The following is a 23072-nucleotide window of genomic DNA, read 5'->3' on the forward strand; positions in this document are numbered from 1 at the left end:
CTGCCGCAGGAGAAGCCGCGCTACCTGATGGGCGTCGGCACGCCGGACGACATCGTCGAGGCGGTCAGGCGCGGCGTCGACATGTTCGACTGCGTGATGCCGACCCGAGCCGGCCGCCACGGCCAGATCTTCACCCGCTTCGGCCGGATGAACCTGAAGAACGCCAAGCATGCCGACGATGTCAGGCCGATCGATCCGCAATCCTCCTGCCCGGCGGCGAACACCTATTCGCGCGCCTATCTGCATCATCTGGTCAAGGCCGAGGAGATGCTCGGCAAGATGCTGCTGACCTGGGTCAACCTTGCCTATTATCAGGACCTGATGGCCGGCCTGCGCGCCGCCATCGCCGCCGGCCGCCTCGAGGATTTCATCGCTGAGACCAAGGAAGGCTGGGCTAGAGGCGAGCCGGCGTGATCGACCCCTGGCTCGGCCTGCTGCTGCTCAAGATGGCGGTCGCAGCCGCCATCGTCGTAAGCTGTTCGCTGCTGGCCGAGCGAAGCGGGCCGCTGCTCGCGGCGATGATCGCGACGCTGCCGATCTCCGCCGGGCCGGTCTATGTCTTTCTGGCGCTCGATCATGACGCCGCCTTCATCTCGGCGAGCGCGCTCGGCAGCATGAGCTCCAACCTCTCCAATGCGGGGCTGTCGCTGGTCTATGTGCTGTTGGCGCAGCGCTTCGGCACGGTGGCCTGCCTCGCCGCCGCGCTGCTGACCTTTTTCCTGATCGTTTCCGGTCTGCACACGCTGGCCTTGCCCTTCGCTGTTCTGCTGGTAGCGACGCCGGTCGTCTTCCTGATCCTGCACCGCATCGTCCGCCCCTACCTCGCGGCGCGTCCAGCGATCACGCCGCGGCGGCCCTGGTATGCGATCCCGTTGCGGGCCGCGGCGGTCGCAGCCCTGGCCGGAACGGTCACCACCGTCAGCGCGCGCGTCGGACCGGCCTGGTCGGGCGTGCTGGCGACCTTCCCGATCGTGCTGTCGAGCCTGATCGCGATCTTGCAGCCGCGTATCGGCGGGCCGGCCAGCGCCGCGGTCATCGCCAATGGCTTGCTCGGGCTGCTCGGCTTCGGCTTGGCGATCGCGCTGGTCCATGTGACGGCCGTGCCGCTCGGCTCCTGGCCGGCGCTGGGCCTCGGCCTGCTGGTCTGTATCGTCTGGAATCTGGGGCTGATGGCGCTAGCGCGTATTTCGTTCGGCCGGAATCGGCCGAACGAAAAGAATTCGCGCAAACTCTAGGTTGAGCATGTCCTGATCGCAAAAGTGGTTTCCACTTTTGCGGAACATGCTCAGCGCGCCGTCGCCGGGCGGCGCCATGAGGCGGCGAACAGCCCGGCGATGATCAGCGCGATGCCGCCGATCTGGAGCCCGCTCGGGATCTCGCCAAGCACGGGGATGGCGAGCAGCGTGCCGACCACCGGGATCATCGGCGGAAAGCGCCCGGCGACGGAAGGGCCGAGCACCGGTGTCGACCAGCTCCAGATCCACAGGCCGACGATCACGTTGAGCACGCCCTGATTGACTGCGTGCGCCAACAGCACCCACCAGGGCGCGACGTCGAAACCGCGGAAATAGAAAGCGAAGTAGATCGGCAGATAGGCCATCGACAGCACCGAAACCACGGCTGTGGCTTTGAGCGCATTGACCCGCCAGAGCTGGATCAGCAGCGGATAGCCGCCCCAGACCAGTCCGACGCCGAGGAAGCAGAGATCACCGAAGACGATGCTCGGATTGGAATACGTCGTGCCGGCGATGCCGAGGCAGGCGAGGCCGATCAGCACCGCCCCGACGCCGAGCACGAGCTGCCGCGTCATCAGCGCGCCGAACAGGACGACGCTGCCGACGATCCCGATCACCGTGACGGTGCCGGGTCCGATAACCGCGCCATGCGCCGCTGGTGCGTAGGTCAGCCCGGTCATGAGCAGGAAGCTCATCGGGAAGCCGCTCATCACCGCCAGGATCAGGCCGCGCTTCCAGCCGAGGCCGGCGCAATCGCGCAAGCCGCCCGCCATCATGAAGCTGGGCAGGAGCAGGAAGCCGGCGGTGATGAAGCGCAGCGCCAGCATGTCATGCGAGGAGAGGCCGTTCAGCACCGCATGACGGCTGACGACGAAGTTCGCCCCGAAGATCACCATGGCGAGCGCCATGCCGGCAAAGGCGAGTTGCCTGCGCCGGCGCAGCTTCTCGTCGGAAAGCGGAACGGCTTGATGCATGCTCCGGCTTAACGCGATGCCGGAGCTGCCGTTAGGGGCCAAACCGCATGGCGCTGCCTATTGCAGCGCAGCATGCTGCGTCAGGCCAGCGCCTTCAGCGCCGAGCGGCCGGCATAGATCGCCTGGGCGCCGAGCTCCTCTTCGATGCGCAGCAGCTGGTTGTACTTCGCAGTCCTGTCGGAGCGGGCGAGCGAGCCGGTCTTGATCTGCCCGCAATTGGTCGCGACGGCGAGGTCGGCGATGGTCGCGTCCTCGGTCTCGCCCGAGCGGTGCGACATCACCGCGGTGTAGCCGGCGCGCTGCGCCATCTCGACGGCGGCGAGCGTCTCGGTCAGCGTGCCGATCTGGTTGACCTTGACCAGGATCGAGTTGGCGGTCTTCGTCTTGATGCCCTGCGACAGGCGCGTGACATTGGTGACGAAGAGGTCGTCGCCGACCAGCTGGCACTTGTTGCCGACGAGATCGGTCAGCGCCTTCCAGCCCTCCCAGTCGTCCTCGGCCATGCCGTCCTCGATCGAGACGATCGGATAGCCGGCGACCAGCTTGGCGAGGTACTTGGCCTGCGCCTTCGGATCGCGGGTTTTACGTTCGCCTTCATAGACATAGGAGCCGTCCTTGAAGAACTCTGTCGCGGCGCAGTCGAGCGCCAGCGCGACATCCTCTCCGGGCTTGTAGCCGGCCTTCTCGATCGCCTGCATGACGAAATCGAGCGCAGCTTCGGCCGACTTGATGTTGGGTGCGAAGCCGCCTTCGTCGCCGACATTGGTGTTGTGCCCGGCGTCGTGCAGGGCCTTCTTCAGCGTGTGGAAGATTTCCGCGCCCATGCGCAGCCCTTCGGCGAAGGAGGGCGCGCCGATCGGCATCACCATGAATTCCTGGAAGTCGATCGGGTTGTCGGCATGGGCGCCGCCATTGACGATGTTCATCATCGGCACCGGCAGGACGCGGGCCGAGGTGCCGCCGACATAGCGATAGAGCGGCAGGCCCGAGGCTTCGGCGGCGGCCTTGGCGACGGCGAGCGAGACGCCGAGGATGGCGTTGGCGCCGAGCTTGCTCTTGTTCGGCGTGCCGTCGAGCTCGATCATCGCCTCGTCGATCGCGGCCTGGTCCTCGGCATCCATCGCGACCAGCGCCTCGGCGATCGCCACGTTGACGGCCTCGACCGCCTTCAACACGCTCTTGCCGAGATAGCGGCTCTTGTCGCCGTCGCGCAGCTCGACCGCCTCATGGGCACCGGTCGAGGCGCCAGACGGGACAGCAGCGCGGCCCATCGAGCCGTCTTCGAGCACGACATCGACCTCGACCGTCGGATTGCCGCGGGAATCGAGGATCTGGCGGCCGATGATGTCGATGATCGCGGTCATGGCAGGCTCCGGAGCTGAGGTGGGCAAGGGATGCCGCGCTTCTAGACAAGAGCGGCCGCGACGGGAAGGGGGCCGTTTTGACGGTCTGTAATTTATAAGTTACGATCCCTGCTGGCGCCACCTGACAGACCACTATGCTTCAGCTCAGGCAGACCGACACTTTTCGCAAATGGCAGCGGCGGCTGACGGACCAGAAGGCGAGGGCAGCGATCGCTGCCCGCCTCTTTCGCTTGGCCAATGGCCTGGCCGGGGACGTGGCGTCGGTGGGAGAAGGCGTCAGCGAGCTGCGAATTCACTACGGCCCCGGCTATCGCATCTACTTCAAACGTCGAGGCCACGAGATCGTCATTCTGCTATCTGGAGGCGACAAGTCGACACAGGAGCGGGATATCGCGCTGGCGAAGAGGCTCGCCGAGCAATGGAACGAATGAGATGACAGAGAAGCTCTACGACTACGATCCCGCCGATGCACTAAAGACGGACGAGGCCATCGAAATCTTCCTCAGCGATGCCTTCGAGACCGGCGATGCGCGCTATATCGCAAAGGCACTGGGCGTCGTCGCCCGGGCCAAGGGCATGACTAAAATCGCGCGGGAAACCGGTCTTGCCCGCGAACAGCTCTATAAATCGCTGAGCGAGCACGGTAATCCGACACTCGAAACCACCCTGGCGGTCATGAAGGCGATGGGCTTCGAGCTCACGGGCAAGCGCCACGCCGCCTGATCGCGATTATTTGGACGAAACGACATGACCCTCGACGCCTCGACCCTCCAGCTCGGCAAGGCGAGCGACCTGCCGCGCTCGCCGGAGGAAGCCCGCCTCGACCGCGTGCCGAACCCGCATGCCGGCACTGACTATCTTGCCCGCTTCACCTGTCCGGAATTCACTTCGATCTGCCCGGTCACCGGCCAGCCCGATTTCGGCATCCTGGTGATCGACTACCTGCCGGGCGACTGGCTGGTCGAATCGAAGTCGCTCAAGCTCTATCTCAGTGCCTTCCGCAACCACGGCGCCTTCCATGAGGACTGCACGGTCGGCATCGGCAAGACGCTGGTCGAGCTGCTCGAGCCGAAATGGTTCCGCATCGGCGGCTACTGGTATCCGCGCGGCGGCATCCCGATCGACGTGTTCTTCCAGACCGGCGAGGCCCCGAAGGGCCTGTGGCTGCCCGATCAGGGCGTCGCGCCTTATCGCGGGCGCTAAGCCTCAGCGCAAAAGCTCAGGTCCGGCTGCCCGCCAGCGGCAGGACGCGCGGCGTTGCAAAGCCGAGCAGGGTAATTCCGGCGGCGAAGACGAGGATCGCGCCGCTGGTGCCGAACAGGTGCAGAGCGGCGCCCATCAGCACCGGCCCGAGCGCATGGCCGCAGAACAGCGCGCAGGCAAAGAGCGCCACCGCCGAACCGCGGGCGGTCGGCGCAAGCTCGGTCGCCTGCNTCCACCAGGGCAGGAAGCTGAGCGAGAAAAGAGCGAAGGCCAGGCCCATCACAATGCCGCCCAAGGTCGTCATCCGCGTCGGGCCGAGCCGTTCGACCAGGATACGGGTCAGCACGCCATAGACGATGCCGCCGAGGCCGGTGCCGGCGATAACCAAGCCGGCCTGCGACGGACCGACGCCGGCGCGCTCCTGCAGGATGGCCGCGATATAGGGTGGCATGCCGAAGATCAGGCTACCCTCGACGATGACGAGCCCATAGAGCAGCTTCGAGCGCGGATTGGCGAAGACGGCGGCATAGTTCGCGAGCGCGCCGGCGAAGCTGAGCGGCGCGCGCCGTGCATCCGGCCGCGGCTTCAGCACCAGCACGACCAAAGCACCGGCGATCGCCGCGAGGCCGGCCGCCATCACGAAGACGTAGCGCCAACCCAGATGCTCGGCGATCAGCCCCGAGCAGGCGGCGCCGACCATCTGCCCGACGATCATCAACACCAGGAAGCGGCCGAGCATGACCTGTCGCTCGGCCATGGGTGCCCGGTCGCCGATCGCTGCCATCGCGACCGGGATGATGCCTCCGGCGGCGATACCGGCGACCATGCGCACGACCGTCAGCATTTCGAACGAGCCGGCGAAGGTCACGGCGAGCGATAGGAGCGCGAGCGCCCCGAGGCAGGTCGCGATCGTCCTGAGCTTGCCCAGCGAATCTGCGATCGGCCCAAGGAAGGGCTGGCCGATCGCATAGGCGAAGGAGAATGCAGTCGCGACGGTAGCGACCTGCGCGATGCTGCGCCCGAACTCGGCCGCCAGCGTCGGCACCAGCGGGTCAAGCAGGCGCATTGTGAAGGTCGAGGCGAAGCCGCACGCCCCGAGAACGAGGATAAGCGAATTCAGCGAACCTTGCGGTGGCGAGGCATCGGGCGAGGCGTCGGGCTTGTCAGACATACGCCAGCGTAGAATGCGCCTTGCGCTTGGCAAGCCGGTCGAACTCTTGCAGCTCTGCGATCAGCGCATGGAAGTCGCGCAGCGGCACCATGTTGGGCCCATCCGACGGGGCGTTGTCTGGGTCCGGATGGGTCTCGATGAAGACGCCGGCGACGCCGACCGCGACCGCGGCGCGCGCCAGCACCGGGACGAATTCACGCTGGCCGCCGGTCGAGGCGCCCTTGCCACCGGGCTGCTGCACCGAATGGGTGGCGTCGAAGATCACCGGGGCGCCGATCTCCGCCATGATCGGCAGGCTGCGCATGTCGGTGACCAGCGTGTTGTAGCCGAAGGAAGCGCCGCGCTCGGTCAGCATCACGTTCGGATTGCCGCTCTCGGTCACCTTGGCGGCGACGTTGACCATATCCCACGGCGCCAGGAACTGGCCCTTTTTGACGTTGACGACGCGGCCGGTCTTGGCCGCAGCGACGAGCAAATCGGTCTGCCGGCAGAGGAAGGCCGGGATCTGCAGCACGTCGACCACCTCAGCCACCGGCGCGCATTGGCCGGCCTCGTGCACGTCGGTCAGCACCGGCATGCCCGTGCGCTCGCGAATCTCGGCGAAGACGGGCAGGGCGGCCTCGATGCCCATGCCGCGCTGGCCTTTCACACTGGTGCGGTTGGCCTTGTCGAAAGAGGCCTTGAACACCAGCCCGATGCCGAGCTTCTCGGCGGTCTCCTTCAGCGCCAGGGCGATCTCGAGCGCGTGGTCCCGGCTTTCCATCTGGCAGGGGCCGGCGATCAAAGCGAGCGGCAGGCCGTTGCCGAAGCGGACGGGCTTGGCGAGGTCGGCGCCCACGGTGACGATGGCGTTGGCGGTCATGGCGGGCTCCTGGCTGAGGCGGTCGGTTTAGAAGCGGCCCGCGGCCCTGACAAGCCGACGCTGCGTCACGTCACCTCGAACCAGCTCCACAGGCCGCGGTCGAAGCGCTCCAGCACGGTCGAGGAGATCAGCCAGCGCCCGGGATTGTCGGCGATGAAGGCGATGTGCAGGCGCTTGCCCTCCGGGATCTGCACCGTGTCGAGGAAATAGGGCTCCCAGCCGTCGTCGAGCGGGTGCAGCAGGCGGAAGGCGTGGCCGTGGACATGCAGCGGCTGCAGGAAGGCGGTCTTGTTGGTGATGGCGATCACGACAGGCGCGCCGCGCTTGACGCTGAACAGCGGCTTGCCCTTCGGATCGCCCTGACCTCCGTTCACGGTCCAGGGCCTGGCGAGATCGAGCCCGGCGAGGTCGAGCTTGTTCTCCGCCGTGACCCTCGCGCCGCCCTCGATGATCATCTCGCTGCGCCTGGCGTCCTGAAGCCGCACAGCCGCCGGCAGCGCCGGATTGAGCGGCATGCCCACCACCGGCGGGCGCGCCGGTTTCGCCGCGCCGTCGCTGACGAAGCGCACCAGCGGTACGCCGGGGCCGATCAGCGCGGTGACGCTGGCAGCGGCGCCGACCGTTTCCGGCATGTCGAAGATCACGTCGTAGCGCGTGCCCGGCGCGAAGGGCAGTTGCGCCCGGACCGGCTCGAAGGTGTCGGTCGGCTGGCCGTCGACCGCCGCGACGAAGGCCTTCATCTCGTCGAAGCGCAGCCGCATGATCCGCGCATTGCAGGCATTGGCAAGCCGCAAGCGCACGCGAGCGCCCGGCGGCAGCTTGATCGGCAGCGGCGGCGGCTTGCCGTTGACGGTGAGCCAGCTGCCGAGCCGGCCGGCGGCGCCGCCGTCCTGCCCGTCCGCGCCGAAGGGCAGGAGCTTCTGGTCGTCGCCGAGCAGCCAGTCGCCGATCAGGGCGGGCAGGTCGAGGTCGACGGCGGGTGGCTCCTTCTCCTCGACGATCAGCATGCCGGAGAGCCCGCGCCCGGCGGGCTCCGACGAGCCGCCGATCAGCATCGGCCGGTAGAGGAAGGTGCCGGAATCAGGCGGCGTCAGCCGATATTCGAACTGCCCGCCCGGTGGCACCGGCTCCTGGCTGAAGCCGCCGACGCCGTCCATGGCGTGGTCGGCGCGCAGGCCATGCCAGTGCAGCGAGAGTGGCTTGTCGGTCCGGTTCTGCAGGGTGAGACGCAAAGTCTCGCCCTGCTTCACCTTGAGCACCGGGCCGGGCAATGCGCCGCCGAAAGCCCAGATCTCGGTCTCGGGAGCGGGCGCTGGCCGCAGGCGCAGCTTGGCGGGGGCGGCGACGAGATTCTGTACGGCGTTTGCCGGCACGGCGTGCGGGGCCGTCGATGCCTGCTGGGCCAGTGCGGACAGCGGCGTGAGCAGGGTCGCGGCCCCGGCCGCCTGCGCGATGACCAGACGGCGGCTGGGATGAGGGCGCGAGGCCGGCGGCGAAGCGTCTTTGCTCATGCTCGCGACATAGCCGGGCCGCGCTGTTCTGGCGAGTGCAAAGCCGCTTGGGAGCGGCGTTCGCAGAACTGTCGCATTTTTTTGCTGCATGACGCGCCCGAAATGGTATAGCGGCGCGGCCTACGGTGCTGCTGTCGCGACGACTTCGGTGCGGTGCACCGGGTTGGCGGGCGTGGCGGAACTGGTAGACGCACTGGTTTTAGGTACCAGCGGCGAAAGTCGTGGGGGTTCGAGTCCCTCCGCCCGCACCATGATTCGGATTTCGCGAGCGCGGCGGCGGTCACACGGCGTCGCGCTTTGGACATTGAAGTTAAAGAGCTGTTGGCGGATCAGAACGATGAACGTGACGGAAACCCTGTCCCAGGGCCTCAAGCGCGAATTTCAGGTGGTGCTGAACGCCACCGACCTCAAGTCGAGGCTCGATGGCGAGCTGCAGAACCTGCAGGGTAAGGCCAAGATCAACGGCTTCCGGCCCGGCAAGGTCCCTGTCGGCCATCTGCGCCGGCTCTATGGTCGCTCGGTCATGGCCGACGTCGTTCAGAACGCCGTCAACGAGGCGAACCAGAAGATCATCGCCGACAACGCGTTGAAGCTCGCCTTCGAGCCGCAGATCAAATTCCCCGAGAACAAGGACGAGATCGAGGCCGCGATGGAGGCCAAGGGCGATCTCGCCTTCACCGTCGCGCTCGAGGTGCTGCCGAAGATCGAGGTCGTCGACGTCTCGGACGTCGCGCTCGAGAAGCCGGTCACCGAGGTCCCTGAGGCTGATGTCGATGCCGCGCTGGAGCGCATGGCCTCGCAGAACCGCAGCTTCGAGTCGAAGAAGGACGGCGCCAAGGCCGCCAAGGGCGACCGCGTGCTGATCTCCTTCACCGGCACGCTCGAGGGCAAGCCCTTCGACGGCGGCACCGGTTCGGAAATCCCGCTCGAGCTCGGCGCCGGTCAGTTCATCCCGGGCTTCGAGGAGCAGCTCGAAGGCGTCAAGAAGGGCGAGCAGCGCACCGTCTCGGTGACCTTCCCCGAGAACTATACGGCGACCCATCTCGCCGGTAAGCCGGCCGAGTTCGCCGTCACCGTCGACGACGTCCAGGCTCCCGGTGAGCTCAAGATCGACGACGAGCTCGCCAAGGGCTTCGGCATGGAGTCGCTGGACGCGCTCAAGACCGCGATCCGCGAGCAGATCGGCCGCGAGTTCGGCGAGCAGTCGCGCCGCAAGGTCAAGAAGGCCCTGCTCGACGCGCTCGACGGCAAGTACAGCTTCGAATTGCCGCCGACCCTGGTCGAGCAGGAGTTCGCCGCGGTCTGGAGCCAGGTCGAGGCGGACATGAAGAACGCCAACAAGACCTTCGCCGACGAGGACACCACCGAGGACGAGGCTCGCGCCGAGTACCGCAGGATCGCCGAGCGCCGCGTGCGCCTCGGCCTGGTGCTGGCCGAGATCGGCGAGCAGGCCAAGGTCCAGATTTCGGATGACGAGGTGACGCAGGCCCTGATCGCGCGCGCCCGCCAGTTCCCGGGCCAGGAGAAGGAAGTCTGGGAGTTCTACCGCAAGAACCCGCAGGCCCTCGCCGAGATCCGCGCCCCGATCTTCGAGGAGAAGGTCGTCGACCATCTGCTCGGCCAGGTGAAGGTCTCCGACAAGTCGGTCTCGCGCGAGGCGCTCTTCGCCGACGACGAGGAAGAGGCGACCGCCGAAGCCAAGCCGAAGGCCGCCAAGGCGAAGAAGACCAAGAAGGCTGCGACTGAGGCGGCGGACGAGGCTTCGGCCTGATCCTTCCCGCAGAATTACAATGTTCGCGCCGCCTGCATCCTGCCGGCGGCGCTTCCCTTTTCAGCCGCCGCAGGCATGCTTATGTGGGGGCTTCGCCGCTATCGGCTGATTCCCGCCCGCTTTGATCTCAAGGACCGACGATGATGCGTGACCCGATCGAGACCTATAACAATCTCGTCCCGATGGTGGTCGAGCAGTCGAGCCGCGGCGAGCGCGCCTTCGACATCTATTCGCGCCTGCTGCGCGAGCGCATCATCTTCCTGACCGGTCCGGTCGAGGACTACTCGGCGTCGCTGATCGTGGCGCAGCTCCTGTTCCTCGAGGCCGAGAACCCGAAGAAGGAAATCTCCTTCTACATCAACTCGCCCGGCGGCGTGGTCACCTCGGGCCTGTCGATCTACGACACCATGCAGTTCATCCGCTGCCCGGTGACGACGCTCTGTGTCGGCCAGGCCGCCTCGATGGGCTCGCTGCTGCTGACCGCCGGTGCCAAGGACATGCGCTTTGCCCTGCCGAACGCCCGGATCATGGTCCACCAGCCTTCCGGGGGTTTCCAGGGCCAGGTCACCGACATCCTGATCCATGCCCGCGAGGTCGAGAGCCTGAAGCGGCGCCTGAACGAGATCTATGTCAGGCACACCGGCCGTTCCTACGAGGAGATCGAGCAGGCACTGGAGCGCGACAACTTCATGACCTCCGAGCAGGCGCGCGATTTCGGGCTGATCGACAAGGTCATCGACAAGCGTGCTGAGGAAGCGGCGGCCTGAGCTGCACCGCAAAGACACGCCTGTGGGTTGGCGAGTGGCTTTCGAAGGGCCATATTGCCTTGAGACTAGGCCCCGTGTTTGCATGGGGCCTCTGAAGGGCGCGGCAAGGCGCTCGAGCGGTCCGGTTTTGGGTCAGTTTCGTCGCCGCCTGCGCCAGAGCGACGCGTTAACCTAAAAATCGTGATCTGAGCGCCTATTATGACGGGGAGACGACATCAGCCCGCCGTTTTTCGGTGGCGGATTTCGTCCTCCGAGATGGAGAATCACGATGACTAAGGCCAGCAGCGGCGATTCCAAGAGCACGCTCTACTGCTCCTTCTGTGGCAAGAGCCAGCATGAGGTCCGCAAGCTCATCGCGGGCCCGACCGTGTTCATCTGCGATGAATGCGTCGAGCTCTGCATGGACATCATCCGCGAGGAATCGAAGTCCGCGCTGGTGAAGTCCAAGGACGGCGTGCCGACCCCGAAGGAGATCCGCAAGGTCCTCGACGACTACGTCATCGGCCAGGACCACGCCAAGAAGGTGCTCTCCGTCGCGGTTCATAACCACTACAAGCGCCTCTCGCACGCCTCGAAGCACAACGACGTCGAGCTGGCCAAGTCGAACATCCTGCTGATCGGGCCGACCGGTTCGGGCAAGACGCTGCTGGCGCAGACGCTGGCGCGCATTCTCGACGTGCCGTTCACCATGGCCGATGCGACCACGCTGACCGAGGCCGGCTATGTCGGCGAGGACGTCGAGAACATCATCCTCAAGCTGCTCCAGGCCTCCGACTACAATGTCGAGCGGGCTCAGCGCGGCATCGTCTACATCGACGAGATCGACAAGATCAGCCGCAAGTCCGACAACCCCTCGATCACCCGCGACGTCTCGGGCGAGGGCGTGCAGCAGGCGCTGCTCAAGATCATGGAAGGCACCGTCGCCTCCGTGCCGCCGCAGGGCGGGCGCAAGCATCCGCAGCAGGAGTTCCTGCAGGTCGACACCACCAACATCCTGTTCATCTGCGGCGGCGCCTTCGCCGGGCTGGACAAGATCATCTCGAGCCGCGGCAAGGGCACCTCGATCGGTTTCGGCGCCAACGTGAAGGGGCCGGACGACCGGCGTACCGGCGCGATCTTCCGCGAGGTCGAGCCCGAGGATCTGCTCAAGTTCGGCCTGATCCCGGAGTTCGTCGGCCGCTTGCCGGTGCTGGCGACGCTGGAGGACCTCGACGAAGCCGCGCTCAAGACCATCCTCACCGAGCCGAAGAACGCCCTGGTCAAGCAGTATCAGCGCCTGTTCGAGATGGAGGACACCGCGCTGACCTTCACTGAAGAGGCGGTCAGCCTGATCGCCCGCAAGGCGATCGAGCGCAAGACCGGCGCGCGCGGCCTGCGTTCGATCATGGAGGGCATCCTGCTCGAGACCATGTACGAATTGCCGGGGCTGGAAGGCGTCGAGCAGGTCGTGATCGGCCCCGAGGCGGTCGAGACCAAGTCACGTCCGCTGTTCATCTATGCGGATCGCGAAGAAGAGGCCAAGTCGGCCTCGGCCTGAGCGAAGCTGGATTCTGGTTCAGTTCGGAACGCGCGCCTCTTGGCGCGCGTTTTGCGTTGTGAGCCTGGGTGGATACGTCTGCCCGGACACTGTTCTCGCCCTGCCGGGTCCCTCACGGGCTCGTGTGCCGGCAGCGGCGGAAGCTGTGGTGGACTTCGCGTCGCCGTCGCTTGAAAGCCGGCGTCGAAACATCCACCTTAGGATCACCTGCGAGACTCGCGTGCCTGTCGAGGGCGCGGTTCGCGGGGGCGCCTGGCGCGAATGGTCGCGCCGCGCGGTACGTCCGCTCGATTGCCTTTCCAGGGGTCGGCCGGGCGAAAACTTGAAGGACTAGACATGACTGGCTCGACGCCCCGCGCTCCGCTTGTCCCCGGCACGACCGATACCTATCCGGTCCTGCCGCTGCGCGACATCGTCGTTTTCCCGCACATGATCGTGCCGCTTTTCGTCGGTCGCGAGAAGTCCATTCGCGCGCTTGAGGAAGTCGTCAAGAACGATGGTCTGATCCTGCTCGCCACGCAGAAGAACGCCGGCGACGATGATCCGGAAACCGCCGACATCTATGAAATCGGCACGCTCGCCCGCGTGCTGCAGCTGCTCAAGCTGCCCGACTCGACCGTGAAGGTGCTCGTCGAGGGCATCGGCCGGGCCAAGGCGACGACCTATACCGCCACCGACAACTTCTATGAGGCGCAGGCTGAGGCCCTCGCCGAGGAGACCGGCAAGAAGGTCGAGGTCGAGGCGCTCGCCCGCTCGGTCGTCAGCGAGTTCGAGAATTATGTGAAGCTCAACAAGAAGATCTCGCCCGAGATCGTCGCGGCGGTCTCCCAGATCGACGAGCCGGCCAAGCTCGCCGATACGGTTGCGTCGCATCTTGCGGTCAAGATCGCCGACCGGCAGGCCGTGCTCGAGGTGATGAACGTCGCCCACCGGCTCGAGAAGGTGCTCTCCCTGATGGAGAGCGAGATGTCGGTGCTGCAGGTCGAGAAGCGCATCCGCTCGCGCGTCAAGCGCCAGATGGAGAAGACCCAGCGCGAGTACTATCTCAACGAGCAGATGAAGGCGATCCAGAAGGAGCTGGGCGACGGCGAGGAAGGCCGTGATGAGCTGGCCGAGCTGGAAGAGCGCATCGCCAAGACCAAGCTGACCAAGGAAGCGCGCGACAAGGCGATCGCCGAGGTCAAGAAACTGCGCCAGATGTCGCCGATGTCGGCCGAAGCCACCGTCGTGCGCAACTATCTCGACTGGCTGCTCGGCATCCCGTGGCAGAAGCGCTCGAAGATGAAGAAGGACCTTGCTGCCGCGCAGAAGGTGCTCGACGACGATCATTTCGGCCTCGACAAGGTCAAGGACCGGATCGTCGAGTACCTTGCCGTGCAGCAGCGCGCCAACCGGCTCGCCGGTCCGATCCTGTGCCTCGTCGGCCCTCCGGGCGTCGGNGGCGGCGTGCGTGACGAGGCCGAGATCCGCGGCCATCGCCGCACCTATATCGGCTCGATGCCCGGCAAGATCATCCAGTCGATGAAGAAGGCCAAGACCTCGAACCCGCTCATCCTGCTCGATGAGATCGACAAGATGGGTCAGGACTTCCGCGGCGACCCGTCGGCGGCCCTGCTCGAGGTGCTCGATCCCGAGCAGAACTCGACCTTCAACGACCATTACCTCGAGGTCGACTATGACCTGTCGAACGTGATGTTCGTGACCACGGCGAACACGCTGAACATCCCGCCGGCCCTCCTGGATCGGATGGAGGTGATCCGCATCGCCGGCTACACCGAGGACGAGAAGGCCGAGATCGCGCGTCGTCACCTGATCCCGGGGACGATCAAGAAGCACGGCCTGCAGTCCAAGGAATGGTCGATTGACGACGAGGCCTTGATGACGCTGGTCCGCCGCTATACCCGCGAGGCCGGCGTGCGTAACCTCGAGCGCGAACTCGCGAACACCGTCCGCAAGGCGGTGAAGGATATCGTGCTGACCAAGAAGAAGAAGGTCGCGGTCACGACTGCGGTTCTGGAAGAGTATCTCGGTCCGCCGCGCTATCGCTATGGCGAGGCTGAGACCGAGGACCAGGTGGGCGTCGTTACCGGCCTGGCCTGGACCGAGGTCGGCGGCGAGATGCTGACGATCGAAGGCGTGATGATGCCCGGCAAGGGCAAGATGACCGTCACCGGCAATCTGCGCGACGTGATGAAGGAATCGATCTCGGCGGCGGCCTCCTATGTCCGCTCCCGCGCCATCGATTTCGGCATCGAGCCGCCGCTGTTCGACCGGCGCGACATCCACGTCCATCTTCCCGAGGGGGCGACCCCGAAGGACGGCCCGTCGGCCGGCGTCGGCATGGCGACGGCTATCGTCTCGGTCCTGACCGGCATTCCGGTCCGTCGTGATGTCGCCATGACCGGCGAGATCACGTTGCGGGGCAGGGTGTTGCCGATCGGGGGCCTCAAGGAGAAGCTCTTGGCCGCCCTGCGCGGCGGCATCAAGAAGGTGCTGATCCCCGAGGACAACGCCAAGGATCTGGTCGATCTGCCGAAGTCCGTGAAGAACGGGCTCGAGATCGTCCCGGTCTCGCGGATGGAACAGGTGCTGCAGCATGCGCTGGTGCGCCAGCCCGTCCCGATCGTCTGGGAGGAGGACCTGAAGGCGGCAACGCCCAAGGCCACCGAGGATGATGCCGCCGCAGGCGTCATCGCCCACTGAGCCCAGCGCTCGCGCATAGAGAGAGGCCGCCGGTACTGCCGGCGGCCTTTTCTTGTTGGCCGGGCCCTTGAGCCGCACCCTGCGTCATAGCCTAGCGCTGAATCAGGAGGTGCCGACCAGCATGCCAAGCAAGGGTGAGATCTGGCTCGAAGCCAATGAGTGCGCCGCCCGGATCGGGCTGTCGAAGCGGGCACTGCGGCTCTACGAGGAGCACGGCCTGATCCGGCCGCGGCGAACCGAGAAGGGCTGGCGCCTCTACGGTGCCGACGAGATCGCCCGTCTGCACGAGATCCTGGCGCTGAAGCGGCTGGGCCTGAGCCTGCAACGAATCACCGCGCTGCTGCAGGGCAGGGCGACCGATCTCGCCGGGATACTCGCCATCCAGCACGACCTGCTCGCCGAACAGCGCGAGCGGGCCGAGCAGGGCCTTGCTCTCGTCCGCGCTGCTCGAGCCAAGCTCGCGACCGGCACCTCCCTCACGACAGATGAACTGATCAAGCTCGCGAAGGAGGCCAACATGACTGAGAACACCACCGACACCGTCGCCTGGCGGCGCTACGAGCAGGCGCGGCCGCGCACGCAGACCAAGATCGATCCACGCCGCTTCGAGCGGTGCACCGGCTTCTACCGGCATCCCGCCGGCCTCGTCATGACCGTCAGCCTCGAAGGCGATCGCTTCTTCCTTCAGCTTACGGGGCAGCCCAAGGTCGAGCTCTTCGCCGAGAGCGACAGCATTTTCTTCCTGAGGGTCGTGCCGGCGCAGCTCACCTTCACGCCCGGCGATGACGGTAGGGTCGATGTGCTGATCCTGCATCAGGGCGGGCACGACAGTGTCGCGCCCCGGATCGACGAGGCGGAGGCGAAGCGCCTGGGCAATGAGCTCGGAGAACGCGTCCGCAATCGGACCCCGGATCCGCGCAGCGAGGCGACATTGCGCGAGCTGCTCGAACAGCAGCAGCGCGGCAGCATGCCATTCGAGCTGTTGAGCGACGAACTGGCCGAGCTGGTGCGTGAGCAGCAGCCGATCGTCAGCGCGGAGCTCGAATCGAAGGGCGGGCTGCAATCGCTCGGCTTCCGCCGTGTCGGCGAAGACGGCGTCGACATCTACGAGGCGCAGTTCGCCGAAGGCTCCCTGCAATGCGGCATCGGCTTCGGGCAGGACGGCAGGGTCCACACGCTCTGGATGCTGCCGGCCTGAGCTGACCGAAGGGGAAGGCTGGTGGGCGGTGACGGGCTCGAACCGCCGACATCTTCGGTGTAAACGAAGCGCTCTACCGACTGAGCTAACCGCCCTTGTCCGCCGTTTAAGGCCATGGGGCCGGCTTCGCAAGCCACAGCACGCGGCGTGCGAAGCTTTTGCCCGGCGGCGAGCGCCCAGCGAGGAACGGCTCATGGCCTGAAAGACCCCAGCCCGCCACGCCGGAGCAGGCACGAAAGACGGCGGCCGAGATTCGCCGTCCCCAGGCGAGAGCAATGAGGGATCATCCTTGCATCGCCTCAGTCGGGAAACCGGGAAACCACCAGTTTCAGACCTCTTCCCCCGGACTTTGGAGACGATCGATATTTTGACGGCTTCGGTGCTTGACAGTCAGGGCCCGGGGCCATAATCCCAACCCCGCCGGGGACATGTTCCTCCGCCGCCCGCGCGGGCGTAGCTCAGTTGGTTAGAGTGCCGGCCTGTCACGCCGGAGGTCGCGGGTTCGAGCCCCGTCGCCCGCGCCATTTTCCGATAGATATTTCAATCTGTTACAAGCCTTTCCTCGTTCGAGGCCGATGCCGTTTGGCGTCTGACCGGCTCCTTCGTTATTACGAGCCGCTTGCGCTCGCGGCGCAAGCCCTTCGTCTCTGACGCGAACCGCGCCGACCTGGAAACCAGGCTTGTTTTCGGATGGGGCCCGCCGGTGCCATGCCTGTTCAAGGCAGGCTCTTCCCGTCAGCGCGAGTGGCGCGCGAGCCAGTCCGCGGCCAGGTCGCGGTCCTGCTCCCCGAGCGCGTGTCCGGCCCGGATGACATGCGTCTCGACGTCTGCGCCGGCTCGGCGCAGCGCGGTTTTGAGGGGCGCGGCCAGATCGCGATAGGGGTCCTCGGCGCCGGTGAGCATCAGCACCGAGGTGCCGGGCAGCGCCGCGGCCGGCGGCTCCTCCAGCACCGCCGCGGGGCGCAGGAGCACCGCCCGCTGCGCCAGCCCGGGATGGAGCAGCATGGCCGCCGCGAGCAGGTTGGCGCCGTTCGAATAGCCGAGGAAGACGAGACGCTCCGGCGCGAGGCCGTAAGCTGTCCGCGCCTCTTCCGTGAAGGCGGCGAGAGCCCCGGCCTCGAAGCGGATGTCGTCCTGATCGAAGGACAGTTCGGAATGGCGCCGGAACCAGCGCGCGGTTCCGTCCTCGGTGCTGCGGCCACGCAGGCCGAGCAGGATGGCATGGGGTGCGATCCGGTGCGCGAGCGGCATCAGGTCGGCTTCGTTGCCGCCGCTGCCATGGAGCAGCACGATCGCGCTGCCGTCGGTGTCTGCGGGCTGATGGAAACGATGGATGAAGGGCAGCTCGCGATAGATGACCCGCTCCTCACCGGGCAGGGCGAACTGCGGCAGCACGACCCGGATGGCGTCGCTTTCATCTTGCGCAGCTGGTGGAACGAAGAGCCTGTCGCCGAGGGTTTCGATCGGCTCGTCGACGGTGAAGCCGGGGCCGTCGGTCGCGAATTCAATCAGCGTGCCGCCTGGCTCGCGCACATAGAGCGAGGTGAAATACTGGCGGTCGTGCAGGGTGGTCGGGCTGGAGTTCAGCTTCGAGAGATCGCGCTCGACGTCTGAAAGCTGGGCCGTGTCCGAGACACGGACCGCGACATGGTCCGCGGTGCCGGTGCCGGGGATGCCCGGCCAGAAGCCGCCGGCATCGCGGACATCGAGACTGTCGCCGGTCTCGGAGCGCAGGCGCTCTGTGCTGCCTTCGCGGCCCTGGCGGGCAAATCCCGCATAGGTGGTGAGGAAATGCACGGTTTCCTCGTTCGTCGCGGAGAGCAGCGTCACGCCGCGCAGGCGGTGGATGCGGTGCTCCGGTGGAATGCCGGCGGATGTCCAGCCTTCGCCGTACAGCGTGCTGCCGACCAGCTTCACCACGAAGCCGTCCGGATCGCGCAGGCGCAAGACGGTTTCGCCGAACTCCTGCAGCGGCCCTTCGACCGCCACCCCGAAGCGCAGGGCGCGCTCGAGCCAGAAGCCGATCGCGGCCGGTGCAACGGCAAAGGCGATCTCGCTGACCTGGCCATGGCCGGCGCGCCCGGGCGAGCCGTCCTCCCAGACCAGGAACGTGACGAGCGAGCCGGGCGAGCCGCGCTCGTCGCCATAGAAGAGATGGAGCTGGCGGGCGTCCTCGTAGCCGCCGGTGCGCTTCACCAGGCGCAGGCCGAGGAAGCCGAGATAGAAATCGACATTGGCCTGCACCTTCCGGGTGATCAGGGTGACGTGGTGAACACCGCTCGTCATGACAGATTTCCCTCCGCCAGAACCTGGCCATCCCTTGTCGAGGCCTGCCGCAGGTCGAGCATGGGGCAGGGCATGCTCCGACCTGCTGCGAGCCGGCATCAGGTAGCCTTCGGGACGTCCGAAAGAAAGTCCAGCAGCGCCGGCGGGTCTTCAGAAGGCCGTTCTCAGCCGAGTCTGGCCACGGCGCGCAAATCCTCGGCCGTGGTCGAAGGCAGTCCGAAGAACTCCAGATAGGCCGGGATCTGCTCGAACAGCATGTCGGTGCCGACCTGCACGTCGCAGCCGCGCTGCCGGGCGGCGGCCAGGAAGGGCGTGATGGCCTGCGCCATCACCACCTCGCCGACGAAGGCGGTGGCCGGCAGGCGTTCGACGTCGAGCGGCAGGGGATCGTTCGGCTTCATTCCGAGCGGCGTCGCATTGATCACGATGTCGAAGCCGGCCGGGTCGTTCGAGCCGGTCGAAACCCTGAGCGCGGCATGGTAGTGCGCCAGCCGCTGCCCAAGCGCCTCGGCCGCCCCGTCATTCATGTCGAACAAGGCAAGCTCGGCGACGCCGGCCTTGGCGAGCGATGCTGCGATGGCCGAGCCAACGCCTCCGGCACCGACGACGAGCGCCCGCGCGCCTTTGAGCTTGCGGCCCTTGCGCAGCACGCCGCGCACGAAGCCTTCGCCGTCGAACATGTCGCCGGTCAGCCGGCCGTCGGCCTCGCGGCGGACCGCGTTGCAGGCGCCGGAGATCGCCGCCGTCGGCGTCAGCTCGTCGACGAGCCCGGTCGTCACCACCTTGTGCGGCATTGTGATGAGCGCGCCATGCGCATTCGAAAGCCGGAAGAACAGCTTGAGGAAATCGGGATAGTCCTCGCTGCGGCTGCCCATCGGCACGACCACCGCATCGATGCCCTCGCGTTCGAAATAGGGATTGTAGATCAGGGGCGCCTTGAAGCTCTCGGTCGGGTAGCCGAGATGGCCGATGAGTTTGGTCTTTCCGCTGATCATGCGACGCAGCTCCTGTTCGAGGTCAGGCTCGATATCCCCGGAAAGGCCTTGGACGAGCGGTACGGAAATCCGCCGCGCCGCCCTCCTTACGCCTTCAGCGGAATGCCGAGGATGTCCCGCGCCTGCTGCCAGGTCGCGACCGGGCGGCCGTATTGCCGGCAGAGCTCTGCAGCCCGCTCGACCAGGGCCGCGTTCGAGGGCGCGAGCCGCTCGCGATCCAGGCGCACATTGTCCTCGAGCCCGGTGCGGGCGTGGCCGCCGGCGGCGATCGCCCATTCGTTCAGGACGATCTGGTTCGAGCCGATGCCGGCGGCGCACCAGGGCGCGTTCACGCCGAACAGGCGCTTCACGGTATGGATGTAATAGTCGAACACGTCGCGATCGACCGGCATCGCGTTCTTCACGCCCATCACGAACTGGACGTAAGGACGGTCGACGATCTGCCCCCGTTTCCACATCTCGTGCGCCTTGAGGATGTGGGAGAGGTCGAAGGCCTCGATCTCCGGCTTGACGCCATGGGTCGCCATCTCGGCGGCGAGCCAGTCGACCAGATCCGGCGCGTTCTCGTAGACGCGGGTCGGGAAGTTGTTCGAGCCGACGGCGAGCGAAGCCATGTCGGGGCGCAGTGACAGCATGGCGCCGCGCGCCTGGCCGGCGCCCGAGCGGCCGCCGGTCGAGAGCTGGACGATCAGCCCGGGGCAGTGCTTTTCGAGCCCCTCCTTCAGGCGGCCATAGCGCTCGGGGTCCGAGGTCGGCTTGCCCTCGTCGTCGCGCACATGGCAGTGCGCGATGCTGGCGCCGGCCTCGAAGGCCTCCTGGGTGCTCTCGATCTGCTCGGCGACTGTGATCGGAACCGCCGGGTTGCTGGCCTTGGTCGGAAGCGAGCCGGTGATGGCGACACAGATGATGCAGGGCTGCGACATGGCTCAGACGTCCAGGAAGACGGTTTCGCCTTCGCCCTGAAGGCGGATGTCGAAACGGTAGGTTCCAGTGGCGGTGCGGCGGGCGATCAGCGTCCGGCGGCGGTCCTCCTGCTCGATCAGGTTCAGCACCGGGTCCGCGCCATTGTCCTCGTCCTCGAAATACATGCGGGTGTTGAGGCCGATATTGATGCCGCGGGAGACGAGCCACAGGTTGATGTGCGGCGCCATCATGCGCTTGTTCCGCCCCGGCACGGGACCGGGCTTGATCGTCTCGAAGCTCCACAGACCGGTATCGAAATCGGTGATGATGCGGCCCCAGCCGCGAAAGCCCGGCGCGACCTCGGCATGACGCGAATCTTCCGGATGCGGATAGATGCCGTTGGCATCGGCCTGCCAGGCCTCGATAAGGATGTCCTTCACCGGCGCGCCGGTGCCGTCATAGACGAGGCCCTCGATCCGGATTCGCTCACCCGGAACGCCCTGGGCAGCGATCTCCCAGCCCAGTTCGCGGCGATAGATGTCGAAGCCGGCAGCACCCGGCGCGAGGCCGATATGGACATAGGGGCCGGCGGTCTGGGAGGCGGTTTCCTTGAGATAGGGCAAGGGCTGGACCATGGTCAGTTCCCCTCCAGGCGGTTCTCGAACAGGGTCGAGCGGCGGCCGCGCAGCACGATGTCGAACTTGTAGGCGAGACAATCCAGCGGCACGGCGGCGTTCGTGTCCAGCGGCGCGATGAGCTGCTCGATGGCGCGCTGGTCCGGGATCGTTTCGATGATCGGACATTTCGCGATCAGCGGGTCGCCCTCGAAATACATCTGCGTGATCAGGCGCTGGACAAAGGCGGTGCCAAAGACCGAGACATGGATATGGGCCGGGCGCCAGCTGTTCACCCAGTTGCGCCAGGGATAGGCGCCGGGCTTGATCGTGCGGAAGAAGTAGTAGCCGTTCTCGTCCGTCAGCGTCCGCCCGCAGCCGCCGAAGTTCGGATCGATCGGCGCGAGGTAGCTGTCCTTCCTGTGGCGGTAGCGCCCGCCGGCATTGGCCTGCCAGATCTCGACCAGCGTGTTCGGTACGGCACGGCCGTTTTCGTCGAGGACGCGGCCATGGACGATGATGCGCTCGCCGATCGGATCGCCGGCCTTGGCGTAGTTCTTGATCAGATCGTTGTCGATCGGGTCGATGTCGCTGTGGCCGAAGGTCGGGCCGGTGATCTCCGACATCGAGCCTTGCAGCGAGAGCATGGCGAGCCGCGGGCTGCGCCCGACCGAGGTCTTGTAGTTCGGCGTCAGTGCAGGCGGCTGCAGGAGGCGGTCCCGCTGGTAGAACTCGGCTGGCTTCATGGCTTTTCCTCCCTCAGGCCTCTTGCTCTTGGGCCATGGCCGCGAAGATTTCCTTCGCGATCTTGATCGCATGGTTTGCGCGCGGGACGCCGGCATAGATCGCGACGTGCAGGAGAGCTTCCATCACGTCGTCCTCGCTCGCGCCGGTGTTGCGCGTGGCGCGCAGATGCAAAGCGAGCTCTTCGTAATTGCCGAGCCCGGCCAGCAGCGCGATCGTCATCATCGAGCGCTCGCGCAGCGGCAGCGTCTTGCGCGCCCAGATATGGCCCCAGGCGGCATCGGTGATCAGCGCCTGGAAAGGTGCGTCGAATGCGGATTTGTTGGCCTCGGCGCGGCCGACATGGGCCTCGCCGAGGACGCGGCGGCGGATGGACATGCCTTTCTCGGCAAGTTCAGTCATGGGCGTGGGCCCTCAGGAAGGGGGACAGGATGGCGGCATAGGCCGCAGGGTCCTCGACGCAGGGCAGGTGCCCTGTGCCGGGAATGACGTGGAAGGCCGCACCGGGGATCAGATCGGCCGTCGCCTTGACCAGCTCCGCCGGAGAGGCGCCGTCGGCATCGCCCGCGATCGCCAGGACCGGCAGGCGCAATGCCGCGGTCTCGGCCGTCCGGTCGGCCTGCGACAGCGCCTTGCAGGCGGCGATGTAGCCATCGGCCGGGGTGCGGACCAGCATGTTGCGCCAGATGGGCAGATCCGGCCCCGCACGGAAGGCGGGGGCGAACCAGCGTTCCATGATGCCGTCGGCGATGTGCTCCAGCCCCTGGCGGGCAACCGCGTCGATGCGCGCCTGCCAGCTTTCGGCCGTGCCGAGCCTCGCCGCCGTGTTCGAGAGCACCAAAGCGCGAACGAGATCGGGGCGCAGGCTTGCCACGGCCTGGGCGATCAGCCCGCCGATCGAGAGGCCGACGAAGACGACGGGCTTGCCCGCAACCGCCTCGATCAATGCGATGGCGTCGGCTGCCTGGCCGGCGATGTCGCTGCCGTCGCCCAGCGACGAGAGGCCATGGCCCTGCTTGTCGTAGCGGATATAGCGCAGATCCCCGGGCAGCAGCGGCAGAACTGCATCCCAAAGCCGCAAATCCGTGCCGAGCGAGTTGGCGAAGACCACGGCGGGGGCACCGACCGGGCCGTCCGCGCGATAGTGGAGGGGGCCATAGGGGCGGGTCAGGGCTTGCACGATCTCTCCTCCTGCCCATAACCTATCAGCGCAAAATTACGGCGAATAATGCAA

At 66.4% G+C, this 23072-nt stretch carries 20 protein-coding genes, 3 tRNA genes and 3 pseudogenes; 13 read left to right on the plus strand and 13 right to left on the minus strand.

The window, feature by feature from the left end:
• Both ASE66_RS33440 and ASE66_RS25895 read left to right on the plus strand, forming a co-directional pair.
• Nucleotides 1–414 (plus strand): annotated as a pseudogene (locus tag ASE66_RS33440) (tRNA-guanine transglycosylase); the annotation flags it as partial.
• A complete protein-coding gene (locus ASE66_RS25895; RefSeq protein WP_057192601.1) occupies nucleotides 411–1235 on the plus strand; it encodes a hypothetical protein in 825 nt (274 codons plus the stop codon). The pseudogene ASE66_RS33440 and the gene ASE66_RS25895, both read left to right, overlap by 4 nt.
• A 50-nt stretch (nucleotides 1236–1285) precedes the next feature.
• Here ASE66_RS25895 and ASE66_RS25900 read toward each other — a convergent pair whose 3' ends face one another.
• Both ASE66_RS25900 and eno read right to left on the minus strand, forming a co-directional pair.
• Nucleotides 1286–2209, minus strand: a complete 924-nt coding sequence (locus ASE66_RS25900; protein ID WP_057192602.1) for a DMT family transporter — start codon at nucleotides 2207–2209, stop codon at nucleotides 1286–1288.
• An 80-nt stretch (nucleotides 2210–2289) separates the two neighbouring features.
• Nucleotides 2290–3573: a phosphopyruvate hydratase gene (gene eno, locus ASE66_RS25905; protein ID WP_057192603.1), complete on the minus strand. Its 1284-nt coding sequence runs from the start codon at nucleotides 3571–3573 to the stop codon at nucleotides 2290–2292.
• A 134-nt stretch (nucleotides 3574–3707) separates the two neighbouring features.
• Between eno and ASE66_RS25910 the strand changes: the two genes are divergently transcribed.
• Genes ASE66_RS25910 through queF form a run of 3 tightly spaced genes read left to right on the plus strand, consistent with a single transcriptional unit; the run spans nucleotide 3708 to nucleotide 4776 of the window.
• Nucleotides 3708–4004, plus strand: coding sequence for a type II toxin-antitoxin system RelE/ParE family toxin (locus ASE66_RS25910; protein WP_057192604.1), 297 nt, complete (start codon nucleotides 3708–3710; stop codon nucleotides 4002–4004).
• A gap of 1 nt (nucleotide 4005) precedes the next feature.
• Nucleotides 4006–4296, plus strand: a complete 291-nt coding sequence (locus ASE66_RS25915; protein ID WP_057192605.1) for an addiction module antidote protein — start codon at nucleotides 4006–4008, stop codon at nucleotides 4294–4296.
• Between the two features lie 24 nt (nucleotides 4297–4320).
• Nucleotides 4321–4776, plus strand: a complete 456-nt coding sequence (gene queF / locus ASE66_RS25920) for a preQ(1) synthase (RefSeq protein ID WP_057192606.1) — start codon at nucleotides 4321–4323, stop codon at nucleotides 4774–4776.
• A gap of 231 nt (nucleotides 4777–5007) precedes the next feature.
• Here the strand turns inward: queF and ASE66_RS34045 are convergent.
• The 3 genes and pseudogenes from ASE66_RS34045 to ASE66_RS25935 all read right to left on the minus strand — a co-directional run.
• Nucleotides 5008–5947: pseudogene (locus ASE66_RS34045) on the minus strand (MFS transporter); the annotation flags it as partial.
• Nucleotides 5940–6809 carry a 3-deoxy-8-phosphooctulonate synthase gene (kdsA, locus tag ASE66_RS25930; protein ID WP_057192608.1) on the minus strand — a complete coding sequence of 290 codons (870 nt, stop codon included), beginning with the start codon at nucleotides 6807–6809 and terminating at the stop codon, nucleotides 5940–5942. The gene kdsA and the pseudogene ASE66_RS34045, both read right to left, overlap by 8 nt.
• Before the next feature lie 65 nt (nucleotides 6810–6874).
• Nucleotides 6875–8320: a multicopper oxidase family protein gene (locus tag ASE66_RS25935; protein ID WP_057192609.1), complete on the minus strand. Its 1446-nt coding sequence runs from the start codon at nucleotides 8318–8320 to the stop codon at nucleotides 6875–6877.
• A 166-nt stretch (nucleotides 8321–8486) separates the two neighbouring features.
• On the opposite strand from ASE66_RS25935, the gene ASE66_RS25940 reads away from it, so the two are divergent.
• The 7 genes and pseudogenes from ASE66_RS25940 to ASE66_RS25965 all read left to right on the plus strand — a co-directional run bounded on the left by ASE66_RS25940 (nucleotide 8487) and on the right by ASE66_RS25965 (nucleotide 16296).
• Nucleotides 8487–8571 (plus strand) — tRNA-Leu (locus tag ASE66_RS25940).
• Nucleotides 8572–8657: 86 nt separating this feature from the next.
• A complete protein-coding gene (tig, locus tag ASE66_RS25945) occupies nucleotides 8658–10091 on the plus strand; it encodes a trigger factor (protein WP_057192610.1) in 1434 nt (477 codons plus the stop codon).
• 143 nt (nucleotides 10092–10234) lie between these two features.
• Complete coding sequence (locus ASE66_RS25950) at nucleotides 10235–10858, plus strand: ATP-dependent Clp protease proteolytic subunit (RefSeq protein WP_057193397.1); 624 nt, start codon at nucleotides 10235–10237, stop codon at nucleotides 10856–10858.
• 268 nt (nucleotides 10859–11126) lie between these two features.
• The gene (clpX, locus tag ASE66_RS25955; RefSeq protein WP_057192611.1) at nucleotides 11127–12395 is read left to right on the plus strand and encodes an ATP-dependent Clp protease ATP-binding subunit ClpX; all 1269 of its coding nucleotides are present in this window, start codon (nucleotides 11127–11129) and stop codon (nucleotides 12393–12395) included.
• A gap of 336 nt (nucleotides 12396–12731) precedes the next feature.
• The coding region (locus ASE66_RS33445) for an LON peptidase substrate-binding domain-containing protein (RefSeq protein WP_244495096.1) at nucleotides 12732–13834 on the plus strand (1103 nt) is incomplete at its 3' end.
• A 1-nt stretch (nucleotide 13835) separates the two neighbouring features.
• Nucleotides 13836–15098, plus strand: a pseudogene (lon, locus tag ASE66_RS33450) (endopeptidase La); the annotation flags it as partial.
• Between the two features lie 121 nt (nucleotides 15099–15219).
• Entirely contained in the window at nucleotides 15220–16296 is a 1077-nt protein-coding gene (locus tag ASE66_RS25965; RefSeq protein ID WP_057192613.1) for a MerR family transcriptional regulator, read from the plus strand.
• Nucleotides 16297–16315: 19 nt separating this feature from the next.
• Here the strand turns inward: ASE66_RS25965 and ASE66_RS25970 are convergent.
• Nucleotides 16316–16391: transfer RNA gene (locus ASE66_RS25970), tRNA-Val, on the minus strand.
• 352 nt (nucleotides 16392–16743) lie between these two features.
• Here ASE66_RS25970 and ASE66_RS25975 point away from each other — a divergent pair.
• Nucleotides 16744–16820 (plus strand) — tRNA-Asp (locus tag ASE66_RS25975).
• Nucleotides 16821–17031: 211 nt separating this feature from the next.
• Here the strand turns inward: ASE66_RS25975 and ASE66_RS25980 are convergent.
• The 7 genes from ASE66_RS25980 to pcaD all read right to left on the minus strand — a co-directional run bounded on the left by ASE66_RS25980 (nucleotide 17032) and on the right by pcaD (nucleotide 23018).
• Nucleotides 17032–18582 (minus strand): VOC family protein, encoded by a 1551-nt coding sequence (locus ASE66_RS25980; protein WP_057192614.1) that lies wholly within the window; start codon nucleotides 18580–18582, stop codon nucleotides 17032–17034.
• A 164-nt stretch (nucleotides 18583–18746) separates the two neighbouring features.
• Complete coding sequence (locus ASE66_RS25985) at nucleotides 18747–19577, minus strand: shikimate dehydrogenase family protein (protein ID WP_057192615.1); 831 nt, start codon at nucleotides 19575–19577, stop codon at nucleotides 18747–18749.
• Between the two features lie 86 nt (nucleotides 19578–19663).
• Nucleotides 19664–20500 (minus strand): 3-keto-5-aminohexanoate cleavage protein, encoded by an 837-nt coding sequence (locus tag ASE66_RS25990; RefSeq protein ID WP_057192616.1) that lies wholly within the window; start codon nucleotides 20498–20500, stop codon nucleotides 19664–19666.
• A 3-nt stretch (nucleotides 20501–20503) separates the two neighbouring features.
• Nucleotides 20504–21115: a protocatechuate 3,4-dioxygenase subunit alpha gene (gene pcaG, locus ASE66_RS25995; RefSeq protein ID WP_057192617.1), complete on the minus strand. Its 612-nt coding sequence runs from the start codon at nucleotides 21113–21115 to the stop codon at nucleotides 20504–20506.
• 2 nt (nucleotides 21116–21117) lie between these two features.
• A complete protein-coding gene (gene pcaH / locus ASE66_RS26000; RefSeq protein ID WP_057192618.1) occupies nucleotides 21118–21840 on the minus strand; it encodes a protocatechuate 3,4-dioxygenase subunit beta in 723 nt (240 codons plus the stop codon).
• A gap of 13 nt (nucleotides 21841–21853) precedes the next feature.
• On the minus strand, nucleotides 21854–22216 hold the full coding sequence (gene pcaC, locus ASE66_RS26005; RefSeq protein ID WP_244495063.1) for a 4-carboxymuconolactone decarboxylase: 363 nt from the start codon (nucleotides 22214–22216) through the stop codon (nucleotides 21854–21856).
• A gap of 16 nt (nucleotides 22217–22232) precedes the next feature.
• Nucleotides 22233–23018, minus strand: a complete 786-nt coding sequence (gene pcaD, locus ASE66_RS26010; protein WP_057192620.1) for a 3-oxoadipate enol-lactonase — start codon at nucleotides 23016–23018, stop codon at nucleotides 22233–22235.
• Nucleotides 23019–23072 lie beyond the last annotated feature (54 nt).

Source organism: Allobosea sp. Root483D1 (assembly GCF_001429505.1).
In the GTDB taxonomy this organism is placed as follows: domain Bacteria; phylum Pseudomonadota; class Alphaproteobacteria; order Rhizobiales; family Beijerinckiaceae; genus Allobosea.

What these genes read in the sequence shown, in the direction of transcription:
- ASE66_RS25935 (WP_057192609.1), bottom strand. Translation starts at nt 8,320, where the DNA reads ATGAGCAAAGACGCTTCGCCGCCGGCCTCGCGCCCTCATCCCAGCCGC.
- pcaG (WP_057192617.1), bottom strand. Translation starts at nt 21,115, where the DNA reads ATGGTCCAGCCCTTGCCCTATCTCAAGGAAACCGCCTCCCAGACCGCC.
- queF (WP_057192606.1), top strand. Translation starts at nt 4,321, where the DNA reads ATGACCCTCGACGCCTCGACCCTCCAGCTCGGCAAGGCGAGCGACCTG.
- ASE66_RS25910 (WP_057192604.1), top strand. Translation starts at nt 3,708, where the DNA reads ATGCTTCAGCTCAGGCAGACCGACACTTTTCGCAAATGGCAGCGGCGG.
- ASE66_RS25985 (WP_057192615.1), bottom strand. Translation starts at nt 19,577, where the DNA reads ATGATCAGCGGAAAGACCAAACTCATCGGCCATCTCGGCTACCCGACC.
- ASE66_RS25965 (WP_057192613.1), top strand. Translation starts at nt 15,220, where the DNA reads ATGCCAAGCAAGGGTGAGATCTGGCTCGAAGCCAATGAGTGCGCCGCC.
- pcaC (WP_244495063.1), bottom strand. Translation starts at nt 22,216, where the DNA reads ATGTCCATCCGCCGCCGCGTCCTCGGCGAGGCCCATGTCGGCCGCGCC.
- ASE66_RS25980 (WP_057192614.1), bottom strand. Translation starts at nt 18,582, where the DNA reads ATGACGAGCGGTGTTCACCACGTCACCCTGATCACCCGGAAGGTGCAG.
- ASE66_RS25915 (WP_057192605.1), top strand. Translation starts at nt 4,006, where the DNA reads ATGACAGAGAAGCTCTACGACTACGATCCCGCCGATGCACTAAAGACG.
- eno (WP_057192603.1), bottom strand. Translation starts at nt 3,573, where the DNA reads ATGACCGCGATCATCGACATCATCGGCCGCCAGATCCTCGATTCCCGC.
- ASE66_RS25950 (WP_057193397.1), top strand. Translation starts at nt 10,235, where the DNA reads ATGCGTGACCCGATCGAGACCTATAACAATCTCGTCCCGATGGTGGTC.
- clpX (WP_057192611.1), top strand. Translation starts at nt 11,127, where the DNA reads ATGACTAAGGCCAGCAGCGGCGATTCCAAGAGCACGCTCTACTGCTCC.
- pcaH (WP_057192618.1), bottom strand. Translation starts at nt 21,840, where the DNA reads ATGAAGCCAGCCGAGTTCTACCAGCGGGACCGCCTCCTGCAGCCGCCT.
- ASE66_RS25900 (WP_057192602.1), bottom strand. Translation starts at nt 2,209, where the DNA reads ATGCATCAAGCCGTTCCGCTTTCCGACGAGAAGCTGCGCCGGCGCAGG.
- tig (WP_057192610.1), top strand. Translation starts at nt 8,658, where the DNA reads ATGAACGTGACGGAAACCCTGTCCCAGGGCCTCAAGCGCGAATTTCAG.
- ASE66_RS25990 (WP_057192616.1), bottom strand. Translation starts at nt 20,500, where the DNA reads ATGTCGCAGCCCTGCATCATCTGTGTCGCCATCACCGGCTCGCTTCCG.
- kdsA (WP_057192608.1), bottom strand. Translation starts at nt 6,809, where the DNA reads ATGACCGCCAACGCCATCGTCACCGTGGGCGCCGACCTCGCCAAGCCC.